We start from the raw sequence: 26,048 nt of genomic DNA, 5'->3' as shown, positions 1-26,048 counted from the left end.
AGGCCGAGGCTACCAACGGATCAGCCCGGCGGGGGTGGGGTCAACCCCCCGGAAACCCGAATTTCGCGCAACGGTCGCCCACCGGCGTCCAGGGTGCGCACCGTGCCGTCGGGGTCCCACCCCGCCCGGCCGTAGAAGCCGACCGAGCTCCGGTCCGCCTCGGGCACCCAGGCGATCCCCCGGCCGGCCCCGGCCTCCCGCAGCCGCTCGGCCGCCGCGGCGAGCAGCCGGCCGCCGTGCCCGCGCCGTCCCCAGCGCGGTTCCACCAGCACGCTGACCAGCGCCGTGGTGTCCGCGTCCGCGGGCAGCGAGCCGTCCGCGCGGGCGACCTCCGCCGCGGGTGCCGGGCCGGCCACGCAGAACCCGACCAGCCAGCGGCCCTCGGCGGCCACCAGCACCTGGCCGTTGGCCACCACCCCCGCCCACGCCCCCGCGGTCTCGGCCACGTCGATGCCGGCCAGGACCTCCTCGGGCAGCAGGTCCCGGTAGGCGGTCCGCCAGGTGTCCCGGTGGATGCGGGCGATCTCCGCGACGTCGTCGGGGGTCGCGGTGCGCACGGACACGTCGGCCATGCGATCACCCTAGTGGGGGCCCGTTCCGGGCCGTCCGGGCACGTCGCCGGGGTGCCGCGGCACGAAGACCGAAATCCGCGTGATCCCGAGGGGGTCCGCGTGACAGCGTCTGCACGTGCGTTGGGCAGCGTTGGGCGTCGTCTATGTCGTGTGGGGTTCCACCTACGTGGCCATCAAGTTCACCATCGAGTCGATGCCGCCGCTGTTGTCGGCCGGGTCGAGGTTCCTCCTCGCGGGTGGCGTGCTGGCGCTGCTGGTCGCCTGGCGCGGCGGGATGCGGATGACGCCGCGGCAGTTCGGCACGGGCGTGCTGCTGGGCCTGCTGCTGCCCGCGTGGGGCAACGGGTTGGTGGTGCTGGCCGAGCAGTCCGTGGCGTCGGGGCTGGCCGCGCTGCTGGTGGCGTCCGTGCCGCTGTACGTGGTGCTGATGCGGCGGTTCGCCGGCGACCGGCCGCCGGCGGTGACGTACGCGGGCGTGCTGGTCGGGTTGGCGGGCCTGGCGGTGCTGCTGCTGGACGACGTGGGCCAGTCGTCCTGGTGGGGGCCGTGGGTGGTGCTGCTGGCGGCGTTCGGCTGGGCGTTCGGGTCGTTCCTGAGCGGGCGGCTGACCGGGCCCGCGAACCCGTTCGCGCTGTCGGCGGTGGAGATGCTGGCCGGTGGGGCGGCGCTGGCGGTGGCCGGGCTGCTGGCGGGGGAGCGGCTGTCGATCGGCGAGGTGACCGCGTCGTCGTGGGCGGCGTGGGGGTACCTGGTGGTGTTCGGGTCGCTGCTGGCGTTCAGCTCCTACGTGTACGTGCTGGGGCAGCTGCCGCTGTCGACCGTGGCGACCTACGCGTACGTGAACCCGGTGATCGCGGTGGTGCTGGGGGTGTGGCTGGCCGACGAGCGGGTGGGGGTGTTCCAGGTGGTCGGCGGGCTGCTGGTGGTGCTGGCGGTGGTGCTGGTGGTGCGGGCGGAGCGGGCCGGCGCGTCCCGCCGGCGGGACGGGGACCGGGAGCCCGCGGGGCTGCGGCGCCGGGCGTGATCGGGATGTCGTACCCGGGTGGGAGCATCCGGTGGTGCAGACGATGAGCGCAGACGTCGCCCGCCGGATCGCGTTGGGCGCGCAGGGTTTCGCCGATCCGCGACCGACCGGTGAGCCCACCCGGCGGCACCTGGCGAAGGTGCTGTCGCGGGTGCGGTTGTTGCAGCTGGACTCGGTCAACGTGGCCGTGCGGGCGCACTACGCGCCGGTGTTCAGCAGGCTCGGCCCGTACTCGCCCGCGCTGGTCGACGAGGCGGCGTGGGCGCACAGCGCGCGGCGGCCCCGGATGCTGGTGGAGTACTGGGCGCACGAGGCGAGCCTGGTGCCGGTGGAGGACTGGCCGCTGTTCCGGTCCGGTGCCAAGCGCCAGGGGTGGTGGAAGGGGACCACCGCGCTCGCCGCCTCCTCGCCCCGGCTGGTCGAGGACATCCTCGCGGTGGTGGGGGAGCTGGGGCCGATCGGGGCGGGCGCGATCGAGAAGGCGCTGGCGGGCGGCGTGGCGCGGCGCAGGGACCACTGGGGCTGGAACTGGTCCGAGGTCAAGCAGGTCTGCGAGTACCTGTTCGGGGAGGGCGTGCTGACCACGGGGTCGCGGCGCGGCTTCGAGCGGCTCTACGACCTGACCGAGCGCGTGCTGCCGGCCGAGGTGCTGGCCCGGCGGGTGTCGCCGGAGGAGGGCGCGCGCGAGCTGGTGGCCCGCGCGGCGACGGCGCTGGGCGTGGCGACCGAGCCGGACCTGCGCGACTACTACCGGCTCGCGCCCGAGCGCAGCCGGCAGGCCGTGTCGGAGCTGGTGGAGGCGGGGGTGCTGGAGCCGGTGGCGGTGCGGGGGTGGCCGGCGCCCGCGTACCGGCACGTGGCGGCGCGCGTGCCCCGGCAGGTCGTGGGGCGGGCGCTGCTGTGCCCGTTCGACCCGCTGATCTGGGAGCGCGCCCGCACCGAGCGGATCTTCGGCTTCTTCTACCGGATCGAGATCTACGTGCCGGCGGCCAAGCGCGTGCACGGCTACTACGTGTTCCCGTTCCTGCTGGACGGGCGGCTGGTGGGGCGGGTGGACCTGAAGGCGGACCGGGCGGCGGGGGTGCTGCGGGTGCAGGCCGCGTACGCGGAGCCGGGGGCGGACGTCGCGCGGGTGGCCGTCGAGCTGGCCGGCGAGCTGCGGGCGATGGCGGACTGGTTGGGGCTGGAGCGCGTGGACGTGGCTCCGCGCGGCGACCTGGCGCCGACGCTGGCGGCGGTGGCGCGCTGACACCGATCGGGTGACAAATATTGATATCTGTCAGCTGTCGGGTGATACTTGTTCCATGACTGCCATCCCCCAACGCCACCTGGGCACGTCCGGTCCCGCCGTCTCCGCGCTGGGCCTGGGCTGCATGGGCATGTCCGACCTGTACGGCCCGGCGGACGAGGCCGAGAGCATCGCCACCATCCACGCGGCGATCGACGCGGGCGTGAACCTGCTCGACACCGGCGACTTCTACGGCATGGGGCACAACGAGCTGCTGATCAACCAGGCCCTGCGCGACCGCAACCGGGACGACGTGCTGATCAGCGTCAAGTTCGGCGCGCTCCGCGACGCGGACGGCGGCTGGCGCGGCAACGACGCGCGGCCCGAGGCGGTGGGCAACTTCCTGGCCTACACGCTGCGCAGGCTGGGCACCGACCACGTCGACGTCTACCGCCCGGCCCGCCTCGACCCGGCCGTGCCGATCGAGGAGACCGTGGGCGCCATCGCCGAGGAGGTCCGGAAGGGCCACGTGCGGCACATCGGGCTGTCCGAGGTGGGCTCGGAGACCCTGCGCCGCGCCCACGCCGTGCACCCGATCGCGGACCTCCAGATCGAGTACGCCCTGATCACGCGGGGCATCGAGAAGGACATCCTGCCGACCGCCCGCGAACTGGGCATCGCCGTCACCGCCTACGGCGTGCTGTCGCGCGGGCTGATCTCGGGCCACTGGACGGCGTCGCGCGAGACCAAGGACTTCCGGGCGGTGTCCCCGCGCTTCCAGGGCGAGAACCTGGACCACAACCTGTCCCTGGTCGAGTCCCTGCGCGGAATCGCCGCCGACAAGGGCGTCTCGGTCGCCCAGCTGGCCATCGCCTGGGTCCTGTCCCGGGGCGAGGACATCGTCCCCCTCGTCGGCGCCCGCCGCCGCGACCGCCTGACCGAGGCGCTGGGCGCGCTGGAGGTGACCCTGACCGACGCCGACCTGGCGGCCATCGAGTCGGCCGTCCCCGAGGGCGCGGCGGCGGGCGACCGCTACGCGGCGCTCCAGATGGCCCACCTCGACAGCGAGAGGTGATCGCGCACAATTCGACGCACCACCCGCGATCGGCAAGGAGCACCACCGTGGCGGACGCCCTGACCGCAGAGACCATCCTCAGCGCGACGGAGGACGTCCTGCGCCGCTACGGCCCGGCCAAGGCGACGGTCGTGGACGTGGCCCGCGCCCTGGGCGTGAGCCACGGCTCCGTCTACCGGCACTTCCCGACCAAGGCCGCGTTGCGCGAGGCGGTCACCCAGCGGTGGCTCGACCGCGCGCACGCGGGCCTGTCGGAGATCGCGACCTCCCGCGAGCCCCCTCCCCGGCGCCTGCACTCGTGGCTGGCGGAGCTGTTCGACGCGAAGCGCCGGAAGGCGCTGGTCGACCCGGAGCTGTTCGCGACCTTCACCGTGCTGGTGGGGGAGAGCAGCTCCGTGGTCGCCCTCCACATCGCCGGGATGGTCGACGACCTGACCGGGATCATCACCGACGGTGTGGCATCGGGCGACTTCACCGCGCGCGACCCCCGGTTGGCGGCCAGGGCGGTCTTCAGCGCCACGGCCCGCTTCCACGACCCGGCGCACGCGGGGGACTGGTCGGACCCGGCGATCGAGATGGTGTTCGAGGCGGTGGTGGAACTGCTGGTGGCGGGGCTGCGCTCCGGGAGGTGACCGGCCGCGACGCCGGTGGTGGTCTTGGGCTTTCGGTCCTGGGCTTCCGGCACGCCTCCGGGTCGGGCGTGGCCCCGACCTCGTGGCCCGGGGGAGCCCGGTGGCGGTTCAGCGGCGGTGGCCCTGGCCACCCCGGTCCTGCTCCCCGCCCCGTGCCGCCTTTCCACCACGGGGTTCCCCACCCGGGCAGGGCCGTGGCATCGCGCCGGTGACCACGGCGCGGGCGGCAGCGGAGCGGTACCGGTCGAGCGTGCGGGGCTGCCTGCTGGGCGGCGCCGTCGGCAACGCGCTCGGCGCGCCCGTGGAGCGGTGGTCCGCCGACCGCGTCCTGGCCGCACGCGCCACGGGCGGCGTCCGGGACTACCCGACCGACGGCCCGCTCCCGCCGGGCTCCGTCACCGCCGACACCCAGCTGGCGCTGTTCACCGCGCAGGGCCTGATCCGCGCGGGCATCCGCCGCGACCGGGGGATCGGCCTCACCGTCGCGGTCGTCCACGAGGCGTACGACCACTGGCTGGACACCCAGCTGCGACCCGAACCGGCCCCCGACGCGGTCGGACCGCTGGGCCGGCAACCGTGGCTGCACCAACGACGAGACCCGGGCCGCACCACCCCGGCCGCCCTGACCGCCAACCGCCGCACCGGCCCGCGCTACGGCCACCGGGCGGACAACGGCTCCAAGGGCAGCGGGGCCGTCACGAGGGTCGCCCCGCTCGGCCTGCTGCCACCGGACGGCGCACCGGACCACTGGTTCTTCACCTCCGCGGCCGACGTCGCCGGGTACACCCACGGCCACCCCACGGCCCGGCTCGCGGCGGGGGCGCTGGGGTCGATCGTCCACCGGTTGGTGGGAGGTGCGGACCTGGACGAAGCCCTGGACGCCGCGCTGGACCTGCTCGCCGGCCACGAGGGTCATGAGGAGACCACCGCCGCGCTGCACCGGGCCAGGGCACTCGCTCGCGGCACCCGGCCGGGCATGCCGGGCACGCCAGGCACAGCGGGCTCGGCAGCCACGGCAGGCGCAGCGGGCCCGGCAGGCGCGGCGGGCGCGGTCGGCATGGCAGGCGCGGCGGTCGCAGCGGGCCCGGCAGGCCCGGCAGGCCCGGCGCACATGGCGCACATGGCGCACGTGGCGAACGCGGCGAACGCGGCGAACGCGGCGAACGCGGCGAACGCGGCGAACGCGGCGAACGCGGTAGCCGCAGGGGCGCTGGGCACCGGCCGCGTGGCCGAGGAGGCGCTCGCCATCGCGGTCTGCGCCGCACTCACCGCCCCGGGCCCGCAGGACGTGCTCGACGCGCTGTCGATCGCCGTCACCCACCCCGGCGGCACCGCCGCCACCGGCGCCGTCTGCGGCCAGCTCATCGGTGCCCGGCACGGCGAGACCGCGCTGCCGCCGGAGCTGGTGTTCCGGCTGGAGGGCCGGGGCACCGTCCTCGAACTGGCCGACGACCTGGCCTTCGAGTTCACCCGGTCCGAACGCCTGCACGGCGACTACGGCCCGGAGACCGGCCGGCGGCAGCGCTACTCCTGAAAGCGCGGCCGCCAGCCCCGCCGTGCCCGCCTGAACCGCGTCCCGCCTAAGCCGTCGTCGCCGTGGTCACCAGGGCGGTGCCGGTGCCGGTCCGGCCGGTGATGAAGAGGTTCGGCCCCTGCTCCGGCGGCGTGGCCGACACCTCCAGCTCCGACCGCGCCGTCCCCGAGGTGGACGCCAGGTCGACCTCCGCCGCCACCCCCGGGCGAACGCCCACGCGCACGTCGCCCGACCCGGTGCCCATCTGGAGCCGACCGGAGGCCGCGTCCGCGACCGTCACGTCACCGCTGCCCGTGCGCACCTGCACGTCGTCCTCGACCGCGCCCAGCCACACGTGGCCGGTGCCGGTGTAGAGGACCGCGTTCCCGCCGATCGACGACACCTCGATGTCGCCGCTGCCGGTCTTCACGTTCAGCCCGCCCAGCACCGGACCCAGCCGCACCTTGCCGGCCCGCGAGTCCACCTTGGCGCGTGCCCCGACCTGGTCCGCGGTCACGTCGCCGCTGTCGGTCCGGATCTCCAGCCTGCCCGCGGACCCGAGGACCGTCAGGTCCGCCGAGCCCAGCTTGGCCCTCACGTGCGACCCGTGCGGCGCCCGCACGACCACGCCGATCGGCGCCGCGCGCAGCGGCAGCGCTTGGGACGAGCGCACGGTGAGCCTGCCGTCCGCGAACTCCACCCGCGCGTCGCGCACCGCCTCACCCGGACCGGCCGGCTGCGCCCGATCCCCGAACTGGTCGTTCACCCAGGTCAGCAGGTTGGACAAGCCCGCCGTCCAGGACTCGCCCGGCGCCTCCTCCTGCCGGACCTCCACGTGCACGCCCGGCTCGTCCACCAGGTGCACCCGCACCCGGCCGGCCGGCAGCGCCACGTCGATCTCCACCACGCCCTCGGCGTCGAACCCCTGTTGCCGCACCACGTCGGACTCCACGGTCCTCCCCCTCAGCCCTGTACCCAACCGCGCACGCGCGACGACGAGCCGCCCTGCGGGTCCTTCGAAGAATGCGACGACGACGCCGACCACCCCTTGTGGTGACCGCGCCGCCCGCCGACCGCCCCCTGCACGGCCTGGGCCACGAAAGTGTTCAGCGACATGCCCTGCGCCGCCGCGGCCTGCTCCGCCTTGGACTTCAGCTCGTCGAGCAGGCGCAGGGTGATGCGCGTGGCGTCACCGGCGGTGGGCCGGGGGACCTCCTGCGGTTCCGGCTCCGGCTCCGGGGCGTGCCCGGGGGCGCCGGTGACGACCACCTGCACGTCACGACCGTCGAGCCGCACGTCCACCACCGTCCCGTCCAGGGCGGCGGTGACCTCGGCGGCCAGGTCGGACAGGGCGTTCATGAGGGCCAACCGGGCGGCCGGCTCCAGCGCGGCGGACAGCAGGGCGGCGGTGCGCCGGGTGCTGTCGTCCCCGGCGGAGGCGGCGGTGGCGAGGTCCTCGCGCAGTGCTGCGATGTACGGCGACAGATCCATGACACCACCATGACGCCATCGGTGACACCTGTCAAGGAAAGTGGTGTCAAGCTTGCTGTCGTCGGTGATGTCAGCGGGGACGCTCAAGGCCCGGGACGAGGTCGGTTAGGGTTCGGGCATGGCTCAGACCGCGTCGCCGAAGGTGCAGTTGATCGCGAAGACGGAGTTCTTCCCCCCGGCGGACGTCCCGTGGTCCACCGACGCCGACGGCGGCGAGGCGCTCGCGGAGTTCGCGGGCCGCGCCTGCTACCAGTCCTGGGGCAAGCCCAACCCGGCCACGGCCACCAACGCGGGCTACCTGGAGCACATCCTGGAGGTCGGCCACCTGTCCGTGCTGGAGCACGGCTCGGTCAGCTTCTACCTGACCGGCATCTCCCGCTCGCTCACCCACGAGCTGATCCGGCACCGCCACTTCTCCTACAGCCAGCTCTCCCAGCGCTACGTCCCCGAGCGCGACGCCGCCATGGTCGAGCCGGACGTCATCGCGAACGACCCCGAGCTGCACGAGCTGTTCCTGAAGGCCGCCCAGGCGAGCGTCGACGCCTACAACGACCTGCTCAAGGGCCTCGAAACCAAGTTCCAGGACGCCCCGAGCGCCACCCTGCGCCGCAAGCAGGCCCGCCAGGCCGCCCGCGCGATCCTGCCCAACGCCACCGAGACCCGCATCGTGGTCACCGGCAACTACCGCGCCTGGCGCCACTTCATCGCCATGCGCGCCACCGAGCACGCGGACGTGGAGATCCGCGCCCTCGCCGTGGAGTGCCTGCGCCAGCTCCAGAAGGCGGCGGCCAACGCGTTCGCGGACTTCGCGATCTCGACCCTGCCCGACGGCACCGAGGTCGCCTCCAGCCCGCTGGTCACCGAAGGATGAGGCGGCTCGTCGTCGACGTGCGGCCGGGCGAGTACACGATCTCCCGGCTGCCCGCGGACGCGCCCGTCCCGGCCGGCCTGCTCGACCTCCCCGGTCTGGTCAGCATCACCCGCACCCCCGACGAGCTGTCGATCGTGTGCCCGAGCGACCACGCCCCGAGCGCCGACGCCGGCACCGGCACCGGGGCCACGACGCAGCCCGGCTGGCGCCTGCTGACCGTTCGGGGCCCGCTGGAGTTCACCCTCACCGGCATCATGGCCGCGCTGTCCGGCGAGCTGGCCGCGGCCGGTGTGAGCCTCTTCGCACTGTCCACGTACGACACCGACCACCTGCTGGTGAAGGCCACCGACCTCGGTCGGGCCGTGCAGGCGCTGCGCAACTCGGGGCACGAGGTCACGAAACCGTGAAACCGGATCGGGTGGCTCGCGGTCTGAGTTACCGTTCCGCCCGATCCGGGGCCGGTGTCGAGGAGTCGCGTTGAACAGTCCACAGAGCGTGCAGCCGCGCGTCATCGCGGGGCGCTACACCCTGCTCGCCGAGCTGGGGCGCGGCGGCATGGGCGTGGTCTGGCGCGCCCAGGACACCGTGATCGGCCGCCAGGTCGCGATCAAGGAGCTGCACCTCCCCGACGGCATCGCGCACGAGGAGCGCCGGGTGCTGGAGGAGCGGGTGCTCCGCGAGGCGCGCACCGCGGGCCGGCTCAACGACCCCGCCGTGGTCACCGTGTTCGACGTGGTGGTCGAGGGCGGCATGACCTACATCGTGATGGAGCTGGTCGAGGCCGCCACGCTGTCCGAGCTCATCGGCAGGCACGGCCCGATGCCACCGGACCGGGTGACCTCCATGGCGGTCCAGGCGCTGACCGCCCTCGAATCCGCCCACCAGGCGGGCGTCGTGCACCGCGACGTCAAGCCGGGCAACCTCATGGTCACCGGCAACGGCCGGGTCAAGCTCACCGACTTCGGCATCGCCCAGGCCGTCGACGACCCGCGCCTGACCACCAGCGGCAGCCTCATCGGCTCGCCCGCCTACATGTCGCCGGAGCGCATCCACGGCCACGAGGCGTCACCGGCCTCCGACCTGTGGGCGCTGGGCGCCACCCTGGCCTACGCGGTGGAGGGCGTGAGCCCCTACGAGCGGTCGTCCACCGCCTCCACCCTCCACGCGATCATGAACGAGCCGCCGCGCCTGACCCGGGCCCACGGCGCGCTCGGCGCGGTGATCACCGGCCTGCTGATGCCCGACCCGAACGCCCGGCTCACCGGCCCGCAGGCCCGCGCCATGCTCGAACGGGCCGTCGCCCAGCCCACCCCGCCGACCGGCTTCGGCGCACCGCCGCACACCGCCCGGTACACGCAGGTCACGCGGCCGAAGAAGCCCTGGCTCAAGCCCGCGCTGATCACCGGCGGCGTGCTCGCGTCGGTCGCGCTGCTGGTCGCGGGCGTGTTCCTGGGCCGCTGGATCTTCACCGACTCCCCACCCGCCGCCATGGCCCCGACGATCTTCTTCGGCCCCGGCGGCTCGATGTCGTCGAGCCAGCTCAAGGTCAGCAGCAGCCGGTGCGGCGACAACCACCTGGAGCCCAACACCACGGTCAACTACGCGGACTGCGAGAAGGACCACCGGGTCGAGTTCTTCGCCTCCGGCAGCCCGTTCGGCTCCTCGGGCAAGCGCGCCTACCCGGGCCAGGACTGGCTGCGCGACTACGCCGAGGACTTCTGCACCCTCCACTTCGTCTCCGACGTGGTGCCGCTTGAGGGCAAGGAGGACCGGCTCGCCTACGCCGCCCTCGTGCCGACGCGGGGCGAGTGGCGCGAGGACCCGAACAAGTCCGACGAGGGCACCCGCGAGGTCGGCTGCGTGCTGTGGAACAAGGACCGGACGGAGCTGACCGACCAGGTGTCCGTCGAGTAGGTAGGTTGAGCGGCATGGGTGTCGCGGACGACGAACGCAGGTTGCTGACCGAACTGTTCGAACAGGTGGGGCCCGACGCGCCCACGCTGTGCGAGGGGTGGCGCGCCCGCGACCTGGCCGCGCACCTGGTGCTGCGCGAACGCCGCCCGGACGCGGCGGTCGGCGTGCTGTTCAAGCCGCTGGCCGGGCACACGCAGCGCGTCCAGGACTCCTACGCGGCCAAGCCGTGGCCCGAGCTGGTCGACCTGGTGCGCACTCCGTCCCGGCTGTCCCCGGTGTCCCTGGCGGGCGACCTGGCCAACGCGGTGGAGTACTTCGTGCACCACGAGGACGTGCGTCGGGCCCGACCGGACTGGGAACCGCGTTCACCCGATCCAGTGCGTGACGACGTGCTGTGGCGACGACTGGCCGGCATGGCGCGGCTCGCCTACCGGAAATCACCCGTCGGGGTGGTGCTGCGTCGCCCGGACGGTCGATCGACCACGGCGAAGCCGGGCGCGAACCCCGTGGTGCTGACCGGCCAGGTCACGGAACTGCTGATGCACGCCTTCGGCCGCGACGCCGCGCGCGTGGAGTACGACGGGGCGGAGTCGGACGTCCGCCTGGTCCGGGACCTCGACCGGGGTGTGTAGTCGCAGGTTGCCGAGGGTGACGCGGTAGATTTCCACATATGACCGCCAGTCCTACCGCCTCGCCCGGCCGCCCGTTCGGTCGCGTGCTCACCGCCATGGTCACCCCGTTCGACGCCCAGGGGGCGGTGGACCTCGACAAGGCCCAGCAGTTGGCCGAGCACCTGATCGGCTCCGGCAGCGACGGCCTCGTGGTCAACGGCACCACCGGCGAGAGCCCGACCACCGGCGACGCGGAGAAGGCCGACCTGGTCCGCGCCGTGGTCGAGGCGGTCGGCGACCGCGCCACCGTGGTGGCCGGCACCGGCACCTACGACACCGCGCACAGCATCCGCCTGTCCCGGCAGGCGCAGGACGCGGGCGCGCACGGCCTGCTGCTGGTCACGCCGTACTACTCGCGGCCGACGCAGGAGGGCCTGCTCGCGCACTTCACCACCGTGGCCGACGCGGTCGACCTGCCGGTGATGCTCTACGACATCCCGCCGCGCTCGGTCGTCCCCATCGAGGTCGACACCCTGTTCCGGCTGGCCGAGCACCCGCGCGTGGTCGCGGTCAAGGACGCCAAGGGCGACCTGCCGGCGGGCAGCAGGGTCATCGCCGGCACGGACCTGGCCTACTACTCCGGCGACGACCCGCTGAACCTGCCGTGGCTGGCGGTGGGCGCGGTGGGCGTCGTCAGCGTCATCTCGCACTTCGCCGGCGACCGGCTGCGCGACCTGATCGACGCGTTCGAGGCGGGCGACGTGAAGCGCGCCGCCTCGATCCACCACGACCTGCTGGCGCTGCTGCGCCCGTTCAACCGGATGCCCGGGGTCACCTACGCCAAGGCCGCGCTGAGGTTGCGCGGCCTCGACGTGGGTAGCCCGAGGCTGCCCCTGCTGCCCGCATCGGACGAGGACATCGAGGCCGTCGAGGCCGAACTGGGAGTCAACGCGTGATCAACCCGAGCTCACCCCCGCCCGCACTGCCCGACGGAGGTCTGCGCGTCGTCGCACTGGGCGGCATCGGCGAGGTCGGCCGCAACATGACCGTGTTCGAGCACGCCGGCCGGCTGCTCGTCGTGGACTGCGGTGTGCTCTTCCCCGAGGACGACCAACCCGGCGTGGACCTGATCCTGCCCGACTTCCGGGCGATCGAGGACCGGCTGGAGGACATCGAGGCGCTGGTCCTGACCCACGGGCACGAGGACCACATCGGCGCGGTGCCGTTCCTGCTCAAGCTGCGCCCGGACGTCCCCGTGGTGGGGTCCCGGTTCACGCTGGCGCTGCTCGCGGCCAAGTGCAAGGAGCACCGGCAGACGCCCCGCCTGGTCGAGATCAGCGACGGCGAGCGGCGCGCGTTCGGCCCGTACGAGCTGGAGTTCTTCGCGGTCAACCACTCCATCCCGGACGCGGTGGCGGTCGCCATCCGCACCTCCGCCGGGCTGGTGCTGCACACCGGGGACATCAAGCTCGACCAGTTGCCCCTGGACGGTCGGCTCACCGACCTGGCCGGCTTCTCGCGGCTGGGCGACGAGGGCGTCGACCTGTTCCTGGTGGACTCGACCAACGCCGAGGTGCCCGGGTTCGTGGCGCCGGAGCGCGAGATCGGCCCGGTGCTGGAGAACGTCATCCGCCGCGCCAACCAGCGGGTGATCGTGGCGTGCTTCGCCTCCCACGTGCACCGCGTGCAGCAGGTGCTGGACGTGGCCGGGCAGTACGGGCGGCGGGTGGCGCTGGTCGGCCGGTCCATGGTGCGCAACATGGGCATCGCGGCCGAACTGGGCTTCCTGCACGTGCCGGACGGGCTGTTCGTCGACCTCAACGAGGCCATGGACCTGCCCGAGGACCAGGTGCTGTTCGTGTCCACGGGCTCGCAGGGCGAGCCGCTGTCCGCGCTGTCGCGCATGGCGCGCGGCGAGCACCGGCAGATCTCGATCAAGGCCGGCGACACGATCGTGCTGGCCTCGTCGCTGATCCCGGGCAACGAGAACGCGGTGTTCGGCGTGGTCAACGGCCTGTCCCGGCTGGGGGCCACGGTCGTGCACCAGGGCAACGCCAAGGTGCACGTCTCCGGCCACTCGCCGGCCGGCGAGCTGCTGTTCCTCTACAACGCGGTGCGCCCGTCGAACGTGATGCCGGTGCACGGCGAGTGGCGGCACCTGCGCGCGAACGCGGCGCTGGCCGTGGCCACGGGCGTGGTGGAGGAGCGGGTCGTCATCGCGGAGGACGGCGTGGTGGTCGACCTGGTCGACGGCAAGGCGGCGATCTCCGGCCGGGTCGAGGTGGGCAACGTGTACGTCGACGGGCTGTCGGTCGGTGACGTGGGCGAGTCGACCCTGTCCGACCGGCTGGTGCTGGGCGAGGGCGGGTTCATCGCGATCACGGTGGCGGTGGACTCCTCCACCGGCCGCGCCGTCGCGCCGCCGACGGTGTCCGGGCGCGGGTTCTCCGACGACCCGAAGGCGCTGGACCAGGCGGTCTCGCTGGTGGAGATGGAGCTGTCGCGGACCGAGGCGGAGGGCATCACGGACTCGCACCGGATCGCCCAGGCCGTGCGGCGCGTGGTGGGCCGCTGGGTGGCCGAGACCTACCGCCGGCGGCCGATGATCGTGCCGACGATCATCCCGGTGAACTGAGTTCGGGCGCCGGTCCCCGCGGTGCGCGGTGGGATGAGGAATGCCGGACGCGGGTGGTCCGAGGAGGCGGGGTGGGCAGCCGACGGGCTGCCTGCCCCGCCTCGAACGTCGTCACGGCTTCACCACTTGAACCACCGCCGGTGAGATCACCTCACTGCCACGATCGCGAAACGGGGATGTCCCTCGCCTGTCCCGGTGTCGCGCCTACCTCCCTGCCTCGGCAGTATTTTTTGGGATGGATCCTCAACGGCACATTCGTGGTGTTGATAACGGACTTCACCGCGCGGAGCGGAAGTGTTTTGCAGCCGTTGACCACGGGATTCCAGTAGTACACCAGTGTGCCATCGAATTGTGACTCGCTGTAAAAACATGCGGCGTCGTCGGGGCAACTCGCCTCCGATGCTTCCTCCACTATGACGTAATCTTCTTGGTGGTGTGCGCTTGATGGATCCACGGCACCGTGTGGATGGTCGACGGCTATCGCGTTCTCCGGTGAGGATGCGATGAGGGCCGCGGCCATCGCGGAGACGAGGGTGAAGTTCCTTGATCTGTTCATGTTCCACATCCGAGTAGGGGAGTGGCCCTGTGGGCGACTGGCCATCGTTGGCAAGTCGCCCACAGGGCGTTGCTTGTGGTACGAAAATCGCGTATCAACAGCAGGGGGCTACTTCCAGGAATTGGCTCCGTAGTTGATGTCCTTGGCCTGGCCGGCTCCGAGGATGTCGTAATCGGATCCCTTGCAGTCCAGTTCCTTGTAGACCGTCCACTTCATGTTCGTGTTGTTGATGACGGAGTAGGCCGGTCGGCGGGGGATGTTGCCGCACGTGTGGTAGCGCGGACTCTGGTAGTAGACGAGCGTGCCGACGAACTGTGTCTTCGTGAAGAAGCAGACCGAATCGTCCGGACAGTCTCGCCAGGTCGCGTCCTCCTTGATGTTCGGTTGGTGTTCCAGCAAATCGACGATCCTGCTCCCGTCCGCCTCCGCGACGGCACCGACAGGTGACAGGACGCCCATCATCAACAGGGTCAATAGGGCAAAGAAAGACTTGCGCACAGGCTTCTCCGTACATCTCGTGGACTTCTTCGGGGAACGGCTTGAAGTGATCTCACCGTTCGCCATTCGAAGGTTTCACGGGCAGCAGGGCGTTGCAACCTAAGTGGAGCCGGAACACCCGAGCGGTAAAGGGAAAAACCTGTTCGGTTGCCCAAACGTAACGTTGTGTGACATTCGTGTGCAGTTGGATCTCGGTCGGATGTGAAGGGATATCACGAGTGCGGGTTTGTCGTCCTTCGGTGGGCGACACGGCGTTGGCGATCTTGAAAAGCCGTCCGTTTTAATTCGGGTCGACCACCGGGTCAACGGGGCAACCAGGCCAGCCTGGTGATGACGGCCGCGTGGTCGGAGGTCCACTCGTTGTCGACGTGGTACCGCTTGTCCTTGATGTAGGGCCGCGGGGTTCCTTCCACGTAAGTGATCGATTCCACGACGGTCACCCGCCCAGCCACGTGGATGAAGTCGATGCGGTCCTGGGGTTCCTTCTTGCGCGGGTCGTACTCATCCCTCTTCTTGACCGGCGACCACGTGACACCGGGGTCGGCGATCGGGTCGGGGTGGACCTCGCGGTAGGTGTCGCGCAGGCCCACCGCCTCCATGGCTCGCGTGGAGGGCCACTCGACGGAGTAGCCGCAGTGCGCCCCCGAGGCGGCCCCGGTCCAGTCGAGGTGCGACGGCGCGTTGTAGTCACCCGTCATCACCACGACGTCATCCGTGCCGTCCAGTCGGGTGATCCGGTCCGCCAGCACCATGGCGATCTGCTCGGCCTCCATCCGCCTCCTGTTCTCGCCGCTCAGGATGTCCTCGCAGGTCCTGCCGTCATGACAGGCCAGGTGGGGGCCGTAGGGGGTGTACCAGAGGTGAGTGGTCCACAGCAGCACGTCCCGCTGGTGCGGACCTCCCACGGCGATGCGCGCCCCGATCGCCAAGGGACGGTTCGGACCGGATTTGCCCGCCTCGTCCTCGTCCGGTGAGGCGGACGGCTCACCGGCGCACACCCGGTACTCCTCGACGATGGGGTACTTGCTGACGATCCCGAGGTCGTAAGAGGTCTGCACGTGGTGCCAACCGAGGGCCCGCGCGAGCCGGACCGCGCCGTCGCCGTACGACTCCTGGATGCCGACGACGTCCACACCGGACTCCAGGAGGAACCGCAGCTCCTTGGCGTGGTGGCCGTTGACCTCCCGGCCGCCGTACCACTGGTTCCAGGTTGCGACCACCAATTCGTCGACGAGGTGCGCCTCGCGCGCCCTCACGGTGATCGAGACCTCCGCGGTGGCCGTGCCCTCCCCGTCGGACGCCGTCACCTCCAGCACCGTGGTGCCGACGTGCTCGTCCCTCGGGCACCCGGTGATCTCGCCGTCGGTGGACAGTTCGACCCACTCCGAGCCCCGGGCCAGCGCATAGGTGACCGGGGAGAGGCGCGGGGTGGCGGCAGTAGCCGAAACGGTGGTCGAGTAGCCCACCCCGGCTCGGGCGTTGCGCAGTGAGAACCGGGGGGCGAGGAACTCCACCCCGCGCACCGCGGTCGTGCCGATGGTGAACAGGATGGGTGGAGCCAGCCAGGCATAACCGTTGTCGTGCAGGAAGTAGGCCAGGTACGTCCCCTCGGCGAGCAGGTCGTGATCCCAGAACGCCACCACACCGCTGTTCCCGGGCGCGTACTTCCACAGGCTGGGCGCCGGGCTCTTGCCCTGGTCGGTCGGACCTTTGTCCGGGTGCCGGTACAGCGCCACCCAGTTCTTCTCGGAGGGGAAGGTGGTCGAGTAGGTCAGCTCCACCACTTCGTCGATGGAGTACTCGGCCTTGTCGGAGGACAGCCTTCCTCGCAGCGGGCGATCGGGCGTCGGACAGGTCTTCGACATGGAGCCGCTCCGTGGTCGTCCGGGGTGGCACCGCCTGAACTGCGTGGCGTTGTCACTGCCACCCGCGCGGGCGGGCGGTGCCGGAATCAGGTGGGGCGCTTTCCTTGCGGTCGCTTCATCCCTTTCGCGTTCTCCGTCAACGTAAGACGCCCGGATCGACCCCGCCTCCGGGGCGGCACTTCCGGGAAGGGCTTCACCGTTGCAGGTGACCAGGACGGGTGCGGTGTGGTGCCGTCGGGTAGCGACTGGCCGGTGACGTGACCGGATCGCGCCCGGCGGCTGCGGGAGTGCGGTGATCCGGACAAGCTGGTTGACGGCGATGCGGGCACGCCGCTCGGGTGCGGTCGGGCTGACGCGGTTCGGGGTGCGCAGACCCGGGCCGGGTGCGGCGGCACTCGATCTGCGGACAGGCACGAGGTGGTCCGGTGCGGCGTGCTTCTCGGCGAACGCGTGCTTGTCGAGGACTTCACCGCCGTGGTGTTCCCGCGAACACCGGTTGGAAAATTTCATCCTGATCGGGCCGGGGCAGTTCTTTCCGTGCATCGGCATCTGGTGGCGTGACGTACGGATGATCCGTTCTTTCCTTCTGGTCGCCAACCGAACGGTCGGCACTCGATCGCCGCATTTACCGGGAACCGGCCCGTCCATAGTGTTGGCGCTCGGTTCTCCATCGGCGGATCAGGAATGGTGAGGAAATCCATGGGAAGAATCCTTGAGCGGAGACCGGCTGCCCTCCTGGCGAAGGTGGCCGCGTTCGTGCTGGCGGCTTCGGCGGTGGTGGTGCTCGGTCCGGTCGCGCAGGCGGGGACCGACGGGCCGCGGTCGGTCGTCACCAAGTCGGCCGTGCGGCTCTCGGCCCCGGACGTCTCCGCGCAGGCCGTCAACACCATCACCCGGGGCGCCTGGTCCTGCACGCTGACGGTGAGCAACCCCCTCCGCTGGTACGGCGGCTCGGGCGGCGGCGTCCAGGGCGCGGGGTGGCTGAACTGCTCCCACGTCATGCCCCAGCTGGAGATCTTCGTCGGCGTCATCCGCAACAACGCGGTGGTGAACCTCGTGACCGACTACGACACCTCCACGATCCAGGTCAACACGGTCTCCTCCGTGTCCCCCTACATCCGGGCGAGCTACCTGACGGCCGCGATCGGTTACGTCGAATGGCCCGACGGCGTCATCACCGAATTCCCCGAACTCCAGACCCCCGCTTTCACGATCTGACCCCCGGTCTCCCGGTCCGCCGTCCAGGGGGCGGTGGACCGGGAGGGCCGCTTCCCCGCCGGGTCCAGACCCGGGTTCAGGACCCGGGTCAGAACCCGGTGGGGCACAACAGCAGGCTGATCGTGCTGTCGCCGCACATCATCACGCTCGGCGTGCTCGGGATCGGCACGTGGCTGTCCGCGCCGAACGGCGCGGCGTCGTGCTCGGCGCTCCCGTCCAACACCTGCAAGGCCAGGATGTGGGTCACGGCACTGCCTCCTCGATCCGTTGTTGTGCCACCGGGGTTTTGGTCCTGCCCAGGAACGGCAGCAGCCGCCCCCGGCCGTCCAGTGCGCCGGCCAGCGCCGCCAGGACGCCGGCCGACCCGGTGGCCAGGTCGGTGGACAGCCGCAGCAGCTGGTCGCCGGGGAAGGCGACCTCGTCCCCGTACGGGCATATGTGCCACGCGAGGTTGCGCACGTGCCGGGCCAGGACCGCCTCGGTGCGCTCGCGCGGGCTGCCGTCGTCGGCGTCGGACAGGAACGCGATGAAGCCGGCCCGGCCGTTGAACAGGCCCGAGCCGATCACGAACTCGCACTCGGCGGCCCGGCGGATGCGCGGCAGCGCGTCGGCGAACCGGGGGTGGTCGCGGTGGCCGGGGAACTCGCGCAGCACCAGGCCGATCCCCAGGCTCCCGTCCGCGACGTACGGCATGACCCGCCGGCCCTCGTCCACCTGCACGGTGCCGTCGGACCGGGTCACGCACCGGTCGAGGTCGCGGTGCAGCGCCGTCTCGGCCACCTCCAGGAAACCCCGGTCGCCGGTCGCCCGGTGCAGCGCGAGGAACAGCAGCGCCTGTCCGGACGAGCCGTGCACCAGGCCGGCCTTGGCCGCGCGGTCCGGTTCCCCGGCGCGGGTCACGTGCTCGGCGACCCGCCCGCCCAGCTCGACGGCCGTCGCGGTCAGCTCCCGGTCGCCGGTCAGGCCGGCGAAGTGCAGCAGGTTCAGGCCGATGCCCGCCAGGCCCGCGAACAGGTCGTGCGGCAGGTCGTCGGGGCGCACGGGCAGCGCCCGGTCCAGCACGTCCAGCGCCTCGTCGGGCAGGCCCAGCTCGGCCAGGGCGTAGGCGACGCCGTGCAGCCCGTCGTAGAAGCCGACGTGCCCGTTGTGGTGCCCGTGCCGCACCGCGTCGACCAGCCACCGCTCGTGCTCGGGGAAGCGGCCCGCGCCGCCGTGGGCCAGGGCGAGCAGCACGCCGGCGGCCCCGTGCGCGAGCCCGAGGGAGTTGGAGTCGAACTGCTCGATGTCGCCGGGGAACAGCCGGTCGGGGCGGTCGGGCGTGGCGGCGGCGAGGACGGCGGCGCTGATCGAGCCCCGCAGCCGGGGCCAGTCGACCTCGCCCGCCTCGACCAGGCGGGCCAGCTCGGTGACGCGCGGCGCGGGGCGGAGCCGGTCGCCGCCGTCCGGGGGCCGCCGGTCGCGCAGCACCGCGAGGGTCCGGGCCGCGTGCTCCGCCGGCAGGCCGAACCTCCGGGCCGCGATCCCGACCAGCGCCCCCGCCTTCGCCGGGTGCAGCGGCAGCAGGAACGACAGCGGCAGGAACGCGTTCAGGCGCAGGCAGGCCAGCGCGTAGAGGTCCACGTCCACGCCCCGCCGCCCGTCGGGCGCGACGTAGCCGGGCGCGCCCAGCGGGGTCCGCTCCTCGTCCGCCACCCGGCTCGCGGCCTCCAGGTCCAGGAACGTGATGCGCCCGTCCGGCCGCACCATCACGTTGTGCGGGTGCAGGTCCCCGAGGACCACCCCGGCCCGGTGCACCGCGCGCAGGGCCTCCTCCACCCGGTCCAGCACGTCCGCGGCCCACGCCGTGAACCCGACCACCGCGGCCTCGTCCGGGTCCGGGGTCACCAGGGGGTTGCGCAGCAGCATCGCGCGGCCCAGCGGCGCCCCGTCCACGTGCTCCTCCACCAGGAAGTGGTGCTCCCACACCACCAGGAGGTCGTGCACCTCCGGCACCACCCCGGTGTGCGCCAGCTCCCGCAGCACCGCGTGCTCGTGCCGCAGCCGCGTGACGGCGTCCACGCCGCGCCCGTCCACGCCCGCGTGCGGGCGCGCCTCCTTCAGCACCACCCGGCGACCGGTCCGCTCGTCGGTGGCGAGGTACACGCCGCCGCCGTTGGAGAAGTGCAGGGGCCGCACGTCCCGGAACGGGAACTCGTGCCCCGGACCGGGGTCCGTCCTGGCCCGCACGCAGTCGGCCAGGAACTCCGGCACCCGCACCCAGTCGGGGAGGACGAACTCCGGCGCCCGCACGTCCGGCACCGCCTCGCCCCGGTCGTCCACCACCGCGAGCACCCGCTCACCGCCGGGCAGCCGGAGGTACCGCCGGGCGAACCCGCCGTACCGCACGTACAGCGGTCCGTCCCGCCACCGCGCGTCGCTGAGGACGTACGGGCCGGGACGACCCGCGAGCGCCGCGCCCAGCTCCTCCAGGGTGCGGCGCAGTTCGTCCTCGTCGACCGGGTAGACGGCGACGAACTTCCCGCTGCCGCCCCGGTCGGCGTACTTGCCGTTGCGCAGCAACAACGTCGTCGCGTCGTTGAGGAACTTGAACGCCACATCCCGGGCCAGGCAGTGGTCGCGGACCACCGACAGCACCTCGCGCGCGGTGGCCGGCGTCGTGGACACGTGCACCTTCCAGCCCTGCGCCGGCAGCCGGACCCCGGGCGGCGCCACCATGGTCCAGGTGTCGTCCCGGCTCGACGACCAGCCGGGCGGCAGGGGGAGCGCGAAGTCGCCGGGCCCGCCGTCCACCGCCGGGGCGGTCGCTCGTAGAACATCGAGTCCGTCAGGCAGAACCGCAGGTAGCGCATGTCCACGTGCTTCGCCCCACCTCCGCTACCAGGGGCAGTTGACCAGGCTCACGACGCTGACCTGGCACACCACCAGGCTGGGCAGGCTGGCGACGCTCTCCTCCTCGGGCCCGAGGCCGTCGTGGCGGTCCTCGTCATCGGCACCGGCCACCTGGAGGTTGAGGATGTGGGTCACGGCAACGCCTCCCGTCGACCGCCCGAAGCTACCGCTCGTCCACCCGATCCGAGTACCGCTGGACCGGTGGTACCGGGGTGGATCGTTGGGGTGGAATCGGTCGAGTTGAGTGGAACCCGCTGGTCAAGGCGCTCTAGCTTGCCCGCATGGAGACCAGGACGTCCAACGCGCTCAGTCGCGAACTCGGGGATGCGCTGCGCCGGGCCCGGTACCGGGCGCAGCTCAAGACCAACACCCTGTTGGCGGAATTGGGGTGGTCGGCGGGCAAACTGTCCAAATTGGAGACCGGTACGCGCAACGCGAGCACCGACGACATAGCGCGGCTGGTCGGGCACGTCCGCGCTGAGCCGGAGATGTACGAGCACATCATGGCGCTGGCCCACGAGGAGCCCAGCGGCCACTACGTGCGACCGCACGACGCAACCATGCCCGACAGCCTGCGGATACTGATCCTGCACGAGCAGATGGCCAAGGCGATCTGGTGCTACGAGACCTTGAACATCCCCGGACTGCTACAGACCCGGGACTACGCCCGAGGGCTGATGGTCACGACGAACGCCGAGCAAGCCGTGGCCAACCGGATGGCCCGGCAGAAGATCTTCGACGGGCGGCTCGCCCCGAGGGGGCACTTCTTCGTCCACGAGGCCGCCTTGCGCCGGGTGGTGAGCGGGGCGCAGGTGATGTACGAGCAGATGCTGCAACTGCTCTTCCGTGACGGGGTTCGATTGATCCCGTTCGACGCGAACCTCCCCGGCACGTTGAACACGGGTTTCACCTTCATGACTTTCAGGGACCACTTCCCGATCACCTACGTCGAGGGCGGGTCGGTCTCGCTGTTCCTGGACACCTTCGAGACGACCAGGGAGTCCCAGCGCAACTGCAACGACCTCGCGCGGGTGGCGTTGAGTGAGGAAGAATCGCGGTCGGTGTTCGCCGAGTGGGCGGACCGCTACGACCGACTGCGGGAGGCCGAGGGTGCGCCAGGAGGCGAGGCGGTGGCGTAGGAGCCGCTACAGCGGATCGGAAGGCACGAACTGCGTCGAAGTGCTGTGGCACAAGAGCAGCTACAGCGGGGATGTGGGCTCAGACTGCGTTCAGGTGGCGTTCGCGTCCGAAGCCGTGGGCGTCAGGGACTCCAAGAACACCACGCCGCAGTTGGCCTTCACCCCCGACGCCTGGCGGGCGTTCCTCGCCAGGCTCTGACACGACCACCGAGCTCCTGGTGAGGGGCGTCCGCGCTCACCAGGAGCTTTGGCGTGCGCCCGGTCACGGACGCCAGGGGCTCGTGCCGGTGGTGGGCCTCGTCGGGTCGTGGAACCGGGGCAGGTCCGGCTCGTCGATGCGCAGCGGCACCAACCCCTCGGTGATCGCCCGCATGATCCGCTCGTGGGCGCGGCGCGCGTGGCCGGGACCACCCTCCACCAGGTCGGCCAGGTCCACGGGCTTGCCGAAGTGGACCTTGAAGGTGGGTCGTCGGCGCAGCCCGCGCGCGTAGGACGTCAGGTAGGGCTTGGCGTCGTCCCAGTTCCTGACGCGCGTGTTGCCCCAGTAGACGGCCTCGTGCGCGCCCCACTGGCTGATCGGGACGACCGGCACGCCGCAGCTGAGCGCCAGCCGTGCCGCCCCCGTCTTGCCCCGCTCCGGCCACAGGCCGGGGTCGAGGCTGATCCGGCCCTCCGGGTACAGGGCGATCGGGTCGCCGTCGTGCCGCAGCGCCTCCTCCATGCGGTGGTACGCCTCGCCGACGTTCGTCGAGGCGCGGTCCACCCGCAGGTGACCGGAGGCCCGCAGCGCCGGTCCCAGGACGGGGGCGTCGAGCAGCCCGCCCGCGAGCAGGAAGCGCGGTGCGACGCCGATCCGGCGGCACGCCGCGACGAGCACGAACGGGTCGAGGTTGCCGATGTGGTTGGACGCGAGCAGCAGGGGACGGCCCCTCAGGTCCGCCGGGATGTCGCCGGTGACGTCGAGTCGTCCGCTGAGACCGACGATCGCCTCGTCGACGGCGGTCAGCACGCGCCACAGCAGTGGTGTGGGCACAGCGGGCAGGCTACGGCGTGTCGACGTGCCGGCGCACCGGGTTCCGGGCAACCATGGTGGTCGGGCAGCACACACCCCGCCTCACGTGACTGCTGGGGCGGTTGGGGCTTGAGGGACTACCGTACACACCATGGCCGGCCGAACGGGAACCTCGCGCAAGGGCACGACCCGCAGCAGATCCTCCGGGTCGAAGTCCGGTGCCGGCACGTCCCGCTCGGGCGGCGCGCGGTCCGGTGGCGCGAAGTCCGGCGCCGGTCGGGCCGGTGCCGGTCGGGCCTCGGGCGGCAGCGGGTCCAGGACGGGCGGCAAGCGGCCGGTCCGCCGGTCCGGGCCGCCCGGCGGCGCGTTCGGGATGCTCTGGGGCTGGCTCAGTCGGGGCACCGGGACGGTGGTGAGGACCGTGGTCCGGAGCAAGGAGATCGACCAGGAGCACCGCCGCGACGGGCTGGGGCTGCTGCTGATCGTCCTGTCCGTGATCACCGCCGCGGGCGTGTGGTGGCAGGCGGGCGGCCCGGTGGGGCAGTGGGTCGACGTGGCCGTGCGCAGCTCGGTCGGCGGGCCCGCGGTGATCGTGCCCGTGGTGCTGCTCGGTGTCGGCATCGGGCTGATGCGGACCGACCCCAACCCGGAGTCGAGACCCCGGCTGGTGTTCGGGGGCGTCCTGGTCGGTGTCGGGTTCCTCGGCATGTTCCACCTCGTGGGCGGGTTGCCCGCGGACCCCCTGGCGCGGCGCGACGCGGGCGGCGCGCTCGGGTACCTGTCGGGAGGGTTCCTGGCGCAGGGGCTGACGCCGTGGGTGGCCGGGCCGGTGCTGGTGCTGATCTTCGGGTACGGGCTGTTGCTGCTGCTGCACGTGCCGGTCCGGCAGGTGCCCGCCCGGCTGTCCGGGCTGCTGCACCACCGCCGCGCCGACAAGCCCGCGTTCGAGGGCTTCAGCGACGCCGAGGAGCCGGACGAGGAGCCCGTCGAGGAGAAGCCCGCCAGGCCGCGCCGCGCCCCGCGCAGCCGGCGCGCCGCGGTGGAGGAGCCCGACGAGCAGCCCGAGCTGCCGCTGGACGAGGAGGAGCCGCCGCCGCCCCCGCCGGTCGCACCCAGGGCCGTGCCGAAGGTCCGGGCGAAGGCCGAGCCCGAGGCGACGCCCTCGAAGACCGCGCCGCTGGTGGTGCGCGCGGTGGAGGGGGACTACCGGCTGCCGCCGCCGACCATCCTCAAGGACGGCGACGCGCCGAAGGCCCGCAGCCGGGCCAACGACCAGATGATCGAGGCCATCACCGGCGTGCTGGAGCAGTTCTCCATCGACGCCCAGGTCACCGGGTTCACCCGGGGTCCGACGGTCACCCGGTACGAGGTCGAGCTGGGCCCCGGCGTGAAGGTGGAGAAGATCACCGCGCTGACCAAGAACATCGCCTACGCGGTGGCGACGGACAACGTGCGGCTGCTCGCGCCGATCCCCGGCAAGTCGGCGGTCGGCATCGAGGTGCCCAACAGCGACCGCGAGATGGTGCGGCTGGGCGACGTGCTGCGCGCGCCGTCCACGGTGAACGACGCCCACCCGATGGTCATCGGGCTGGGCAAGGACATCGAGGGCCACTTCGTCACCGCGAACCTGACCAAGATGCCCCACCTGCTGGTGGCCGGCTCCACCGGTTCGGGCAAGTCGAGCTTCGTGAACTCGATGCTCGTGTCGCTGCTGGCGCGGGCCACGCCGGACGAGGTCCGGATGATCCTGATCGACCCGAAGATGGTCGAGCTGACCCCGTACGAGGGCATCCCTCACCTGATCACGCCCATCATCACCCAGCCGAAGAAGGCGGCGGCGGCGCTGGCCTGGCTGGTGGAGGAGATGGAGCAGCGCTACCAGGACATGCAGGTCAACCGGGTGCGGCACATCGACGACTTCAACCGGAAGGTGCGCTCGGGCGAGATCGCCGCGCCGCCGGGCAGCGAGCGGGTGTACCGGCCGTACCCGTACATCATGGCGATCGTCGACGAGCTGGCCGACCTGATGATGACCGCGCCCCGCGACGTGGAGGACGCGATCGTCCGGATCACGCAGAAGGCGCGGGCCGCCGGGATCCACCTGGTGCTGGCGACCCAGCGGCCCTCGGTGGACGTGGTGACGGGTCTGATCAAGACGAACGTGCCGTCGCGGCTGGCGTTCGCGACCTCGTCGCTGACGGACTCGCGGGTCATCCTGGACCAGCCGGGCGCGGAGAAGCTGATCGGCATGGGCGACGGCCTCTACCTGCCGATGGGCGCGGGCAAGCCGGTGCGGGTGCAGGGCGCGTTCGTCGGTGACGAGGAGATCGCCGAGATCGTCAACTTCACCAAGCAGCAGGCGCAGCCCGAGTACACCGACGGCGTGACGGCGGCGAAGGCCGGGGAGAAGAAGGACATCGACCCGGACATCGGCGACGACCTGGAGGTGTTGTTGCAGGCGGCGGAGCTGATCGTGACGTCGCAGTTCGGGTCGACGTCGATGTTGCAGCGCAAGCTGCGGGTGGGGTTCGCCAAGGCCGGGCGGCTGATGGACCTGCTGGAGACGCGCGGGATCGTGGGGCCCTCGGAGGGGTCGAAGGCGCGCGAGGTCCTGATCAAGCCGGACGAGCTGGCGTCCGTGGTCGAGCTGATCCGGGGCGGCGGCGGGGCGTCCGACGACGAGGACTGAGGTCGGGTGCGGGTCGGTGGCTGCCGGGTCGGTGGGCTCGGGGCGTTCCCGGGCAGGGCCGGGACCGATCGGTGCCCACCGACCCCGCGCGTCACCGCTTGAGCAGCTGCCGGACCTGCGCCTCGGTCGCGCTGGCGCCGAACTCGCGGACGGCGCTGTAGTACAGGTCGGCGGTGCGGTTGCACGCCCAGTTGCCCGCGCACTGGTGGTACATGTCGGACTTGAAGTTGTTGTCGATGCTCAGCCGGGTGGCCTCGGTGAACCGGCCCTGCCGCTTGTAGTTCCGGTAGCCGAAGTCGTGGCGGTGGCAGGCCGGGAGGAACTTGAAGCCGAACGGGTTGTCCGGTGACCAGGAGCAGCCGTCCGAGGACCAGTCCAGCTGGTCGCTGTAGGGGGCCTGGGCCCTCAGCGAGCTGAACTGGGCGAGGGACTTGGTGAACACGTAGTCGTCGGTCACCGCCGGGGCGTTGATCGCCGCCTGGCCGAGGCCGGAGCCGAGCAGCAGGGCTGCCGAGGCGAGCACGCCGGCGAAGGCGTTGCGCAGGGTCTTCATGGTTTCCCCTCGTTGCACGGGCTTGGGATTTTCTTACCCGGCGGGGGAGCGACCCGACAGCCC

26 protein-coding genes are annotated in these 26,048 nt (G+C 72.0%); 15 read left to right on the top strand and 11 right to left on the bottom strand.

Going from position 1 to position 26,048, the window contains the following annotated elements:
* Positions 1-20 precede the first annotated feature (20 nt).
* Positions 21-572, bottom strand: coding sequence for a GNAT family N-acetyltransferase (locus tag Q5530_RS19445; protein ID WP_415364059.1), 552 nt, complete (start codon positions 570-572; stop codon positions 21-23).
* Positions 573-687: 115 nt separating this feature from the next.
* On the opposite strand from Q5530_RS19445, the gene Q5530_RS19440 reads away from it, so the two are divergent.
* The 5 genes from Q5530_RS19440 (at position 688) to Q5530_RS19420 (ending at position 6,065) form a co-directional block, all read left to right on the top strand.
* Positions 688-1,596 (top strand): EamA family transporter, encoded by a 909-nt coding sequence (locus Q5530_RS19440; RefSeq protein ID WP_415364058.1) that lies wholly within the window; start codon positions 688-690, stop codon positions 1,594-1,596.
* Between the two features lie 43 nt (positions 1,597-1,639).
* Positions 1,640-2,845: a winged helix-turn-helix domain-containing protein gene (locus Q5530_RS19435; RefSeq protein ID WP_415364057.1), complete on the top strand. Its 1,206-nt coding sequence runs from the start codon at positions 1,640-1,642 to the stop codon at positions 2,843-2,845.
* Between the two features lie 55 nt (positions 2,846-2,900).
* On the top strand, positions 2,901-3,899 hold the full coding sequence (locus Q5530_RS19430; protein ID WP_415364055.1) for an aldo/keto reductase: 999 nt from the start codon (positions 2,901-2,903) through the stop codon (positions 3,897-3,899).
* 47 nt (positions 3,900-3,946) lie between these two features.
* Entirely contained in the window at positions 3,947-4,531 is a 585-nt protein-coding gene (locus tag Q5530_RS19425) for a TetR family transcriptional regulator (protein WP_415364054.1), read from the top strand.
* 208 nt (positions 4,532-4,739) lie between these two features.
* Entirely contained in the window at positions 4,740-6,065 is a 1,326-nt protein-coding gene (locus Q5530_RS19420) for an ADP-ribosylglycohydrolase family protein (protein WP_415364052.1), read from the top strand.
* 46 nt (positions 6,066-6,111) lie between these two features.
* Here Q5530_RS19420 and Q5530_RS19415 read toward each other — a convergent pair whose 3' ends face one another.
* Positions 6,112-6,996 carry a DUF4097 family beta strand repeat-containing protein gene (locus tag Q5530_RS19415; RefSeq protein WP_415364050.1) on the bottom strand — a complete coding sequence of 295 codons (885 nt, stop codon included), beginning with the start codon at positions 6,994-6,996 and terminating at the stop codon, positions 6,112-6,114.
* Positions 6,997-7,007: 11 nt separating this feature from the next.
* Positions 7,008-7,535, bottom strand: a complete 528-nt coding sequence (locus Q5530_RS19410; RefSeq protein ID WP_380638780.1) for a toxin-antitoxin system HicB family antitoxin — start codon at positions 7,533-7,535, stop codon at positions 7,008-7,010.
* 118 nt (positions 7,536-7,653) lie between these two features.
* Here Q5530_RS19410 and thyX point away from each other — a divergent pair, with 118 nt between their 5' ends.
* From thyX to Q5530_RS19380, 6 genes are all read left to right on the top strand, one after another.
* Complete coding sequence (thyX, locus tag Q5530_RS19405; protein WP_380638779.1) at positions 7,654-8,406, top strand: FAD-dependent thymidylate synthase; 753 nt, start codon at positions 7,654-7,656, stop codon at positions 8,404-8,406.
* Positions 8,403-8,813 (top strand): ACT domain-containing protein, encoded by a 411-nt coding sequence (locus tag Q5530_RS19400; RefSeq protein ID WP_415364048.1) that lies wholly within the window; start codon positions 8,403-8,405, stop codon positions 8,811-8,813. The genes thyX and Q5530_RS19400 overlap by 4 nt, the downstream gene beginning before the upstream one ends.
* 70 nt (positions 8,814-8,883) lie before the next feature.
* Positions 8,884-10,320, top strand: a complete 1,437-nt coding sequence (locus tag Q5530_RS19395; protein WP_415364046.1) for a serine/threonine-protein kinase — start codon at positions 8,884-8,886, stop codon at positions 10,318-10,320.
* A gap of 14 nt (positions 10,321-10,334) precedes the next feature.
* Positions 10,335-10,952 (top strand): TIGR03085 family metal-binding protein, encoded by a 618-nt coding sequence (locus tag Q5530_RS19390; RefSeq protein ID WP_415364045.1) that lies wholly within the window; start codon positions 10,335-10,337, stop codon positions 10,950-10,952.
* Between the two features lie 38 nt (positions 10,953-10,990).
* Positions 10,991-11,887, top strand: coding sequence for a 4-hydroxy-tetrahydrodipicolinate synthase (gene dapA, locus Q5530_RS19385; RefSeq protein ID WP_415364043.1), 897 nt, complete (start codon positions 10,991-10,993; stop codon positions 11,885-11,887).
* Complete coding sequence (locus tag Q5530_RS19380; RefSeq protein ID WP_415364041.1) at positions 11,884-13,566, top strand: ribonuclease J; 1,683 nt, start codon at positions 11,884-11,886, stop codon at positions 13,564-13,566. The genes dapA and Q5530_RS19380 overlap by 4 nt, the downstream gene beginning before the upstream one ends.
* Positions 13,567-13,717: 151 nt before the next feature.
* Here Q5530_RS19380 and Q5530_RS19375 read toward each other — a convergent pair whose 3' ends face one another.
* The 3 genes from Q5530_RS19375 to Q5530_RS19365 form a co-directional block, all read right to left on the bottom strand.
* Positions 13,718-14,131, bottom strand: a complete 414-nt coding sequence (locus Q5530_RS19375) for a peptidase inhibitor family I36 protein (protein ID WP_415364039.1) — start codon at positions 14,129-14,131, stop codon at positions 13,718-13,720.
* A gap of 99 nt (positions 14,132-14,230) precedes the next feature.
* A complete protein-coding gene (locus tag Q5530_RS19370) occupies positions 14,231-14,620 on the bottom strand; it encodes a peptidase inhibitor family I36 protein (protein ID WP_415364038.1) in 390 nt (129 codons plus the stop codon).
* Between the two features lie 302 nt (positions 14,621-14,922).
* Positions 14,923-16,485 (bottom strand): endonuclease/exonuclease/phosphatase family protein, encoded by a 1,563-nt coding sequence (locus tag Q5530_RS19365; RefSeq protein WP_415364036.1) that lies wholly within the window; start codon positions 16,483-16,485, stop codon positions 14,923-14,925.
* A gap of 699 nt (positions 16,486-17,184) precedes the next feature.
* Between Q5530_RS19365 and Q5530_RS19360 the strand changes: the two genes are divergently transcribed.
* Positions 17,185-17,703, top strand: a complete 519-nt coding sequence (locus Q5530_RS19360; protein ID WP_415364035.1) for a hypothetical protein — start codon at positions 17,185-17,187, stop codon at positions 17,701-17,703.
* An 88-nt stretch (positions 17,704-17,791) separates the two neighbouring features.
* Here Q5530_RS19360 and Q5530_RS19355 read toward each other — a convergent pair whose 3' ends face one another.
* The 3 genes from Q5530_RS19355 to Q5530_RS19345 all read right to left on the bottom strand — a co-directional run bounded on the left by Q5530_RS19355 (position 17,792) and on the right by Q5530_RS19345 (position 20,727).
* Positions 17,792-17,950 carry a SapB/AmfS family lanthipeptide gene (locus tag Q5530_RS19355; RefSeq protein WP_415364034.1) on the bottom strand — a complete coding sequence of 53 codons (159 nt, stop codon included), beginning with the start codon at positions 17,948-17,950 and terminating at the stop codon, positions 17,792-17,794.
* Positions 17,947-20,493: a class III lanthionine synthetase LanKC gene (gene lanKC, locus Q5530_RS19350; protein WP_415364032.1), complete on the bottom strand. Its 2,547-nt coding sequence runs from the start codon at positions 20,491-20,493 to the stop codon at positions 17,947-17,949. Before lanKC ends, Q5530_RS19355 begins: the two co-directional genes overlap by 4 nt.
* Positions 20,494-20,577: 84 nt before the next feature.
* On the bottom strand, positions 20,578-20,727 hold the full coding sequence (locus tag Q5530_RS19345) for a hypothetical protein (RefSeq protein ID WP_415364030.1): 150 nt from the start codon (positions 20,725-20,727) through the stop codon (positions 20,578-20,580).
* A gap of 146 nt (positions 20,728-20,873) precedes the next feature.
* Here Q5530_RS19345 and Q5530_RS19340 point away from each other — a divergent pair, with 146 nt between their 5' ends.
* Positions 20,874-21,731, top strand: a complete 858-nt coding sequence (locus tag Q5530_RS19340; RefSeq protein ID WP_415364028.1) for a helix-turn-helix domain-containing protein — start codon at positions 20,874-20,876, stop codon at positions 21,729-21,731.
* A gap of 94 nt (positions 21,732-21,825) precedes the next feature.
* Positions 21,826-21,930 carry a DUF397 domain-containing protein gene (locus Q5530_RS19335; RefSeq protein WP_380638768.1) on the top strand — a complete coding sequence of 35 codons (105 nt, stop codon included), beginning with the start codon at positions 21,826-21,828 and terminating at the stop codon, positions 21,928-21,930.
* Between the two features lie 63 nt (positions 21,931-21,993).
* On the opposite strand, the gene Q5530_RS19330 is transcribed toward Q5530_RS19335, so the two are convergent.
* Positions 21,994-22,764 (bottom strand): lysophospholipid acyltransferase family protein, encoded by a 771-nt coding sequence (locus tag Q5530_RS19330; protein ID WP_415364027.1) that lies wholly within the window; start codon positions 22,762-22,764, stop codon positions 21,994-21,996.
* Positions 22,765-22,894: 130 nt separating this feature from the next.
* On the opposite strand from Q5530_RS19330, the gene Q5530_RS19325 reads away from it, so the two are divergent.
* On the top strand, positions 22,895-25,432 hold the full coding sequence (locus tag Q5530_RS19325) for a DNA translocase FtsK 4TM domain-containing protein (protein WP_415364025.1): 2,538 nt from the start codon (positions 22,895-22,897) through the stop codon (positions 25,430-25,432).
* 91 nt (positions 25,433-25,523) lie between these two features.
* On the opposite strand, the gene Q5530_RS19320 is transcribed toward Q5530_RS19325, so the two are convergent.
* On the bottom strand, positions 25,524-25,985 hold the full coding sequence (locus Q5530_RS19320; protein WP_415364023.1) for a phospholipase: 462 nt from the start codon (positions 25,983-25,985) through the stop codon (positions 25,524-25,526).
* Positions 25,986-26,048: the final 63 nt, after the last annotated feature.

This window comes from Saccharothrix sp. BKS2 (assembly GCF_047689505.1).
Lineage (GTDB): Bacteria > Actinomycetota > Actinomycetes > Mycobacteriales > Pseudonocardiaceae > Actinosynnema > Actinosynnema lopnurensis.
The sequence above is the reverse complement of the archived record's forward strand: the minus strand, read 5'-3'. Positions and strand labels throughout refer to the sequence as shown.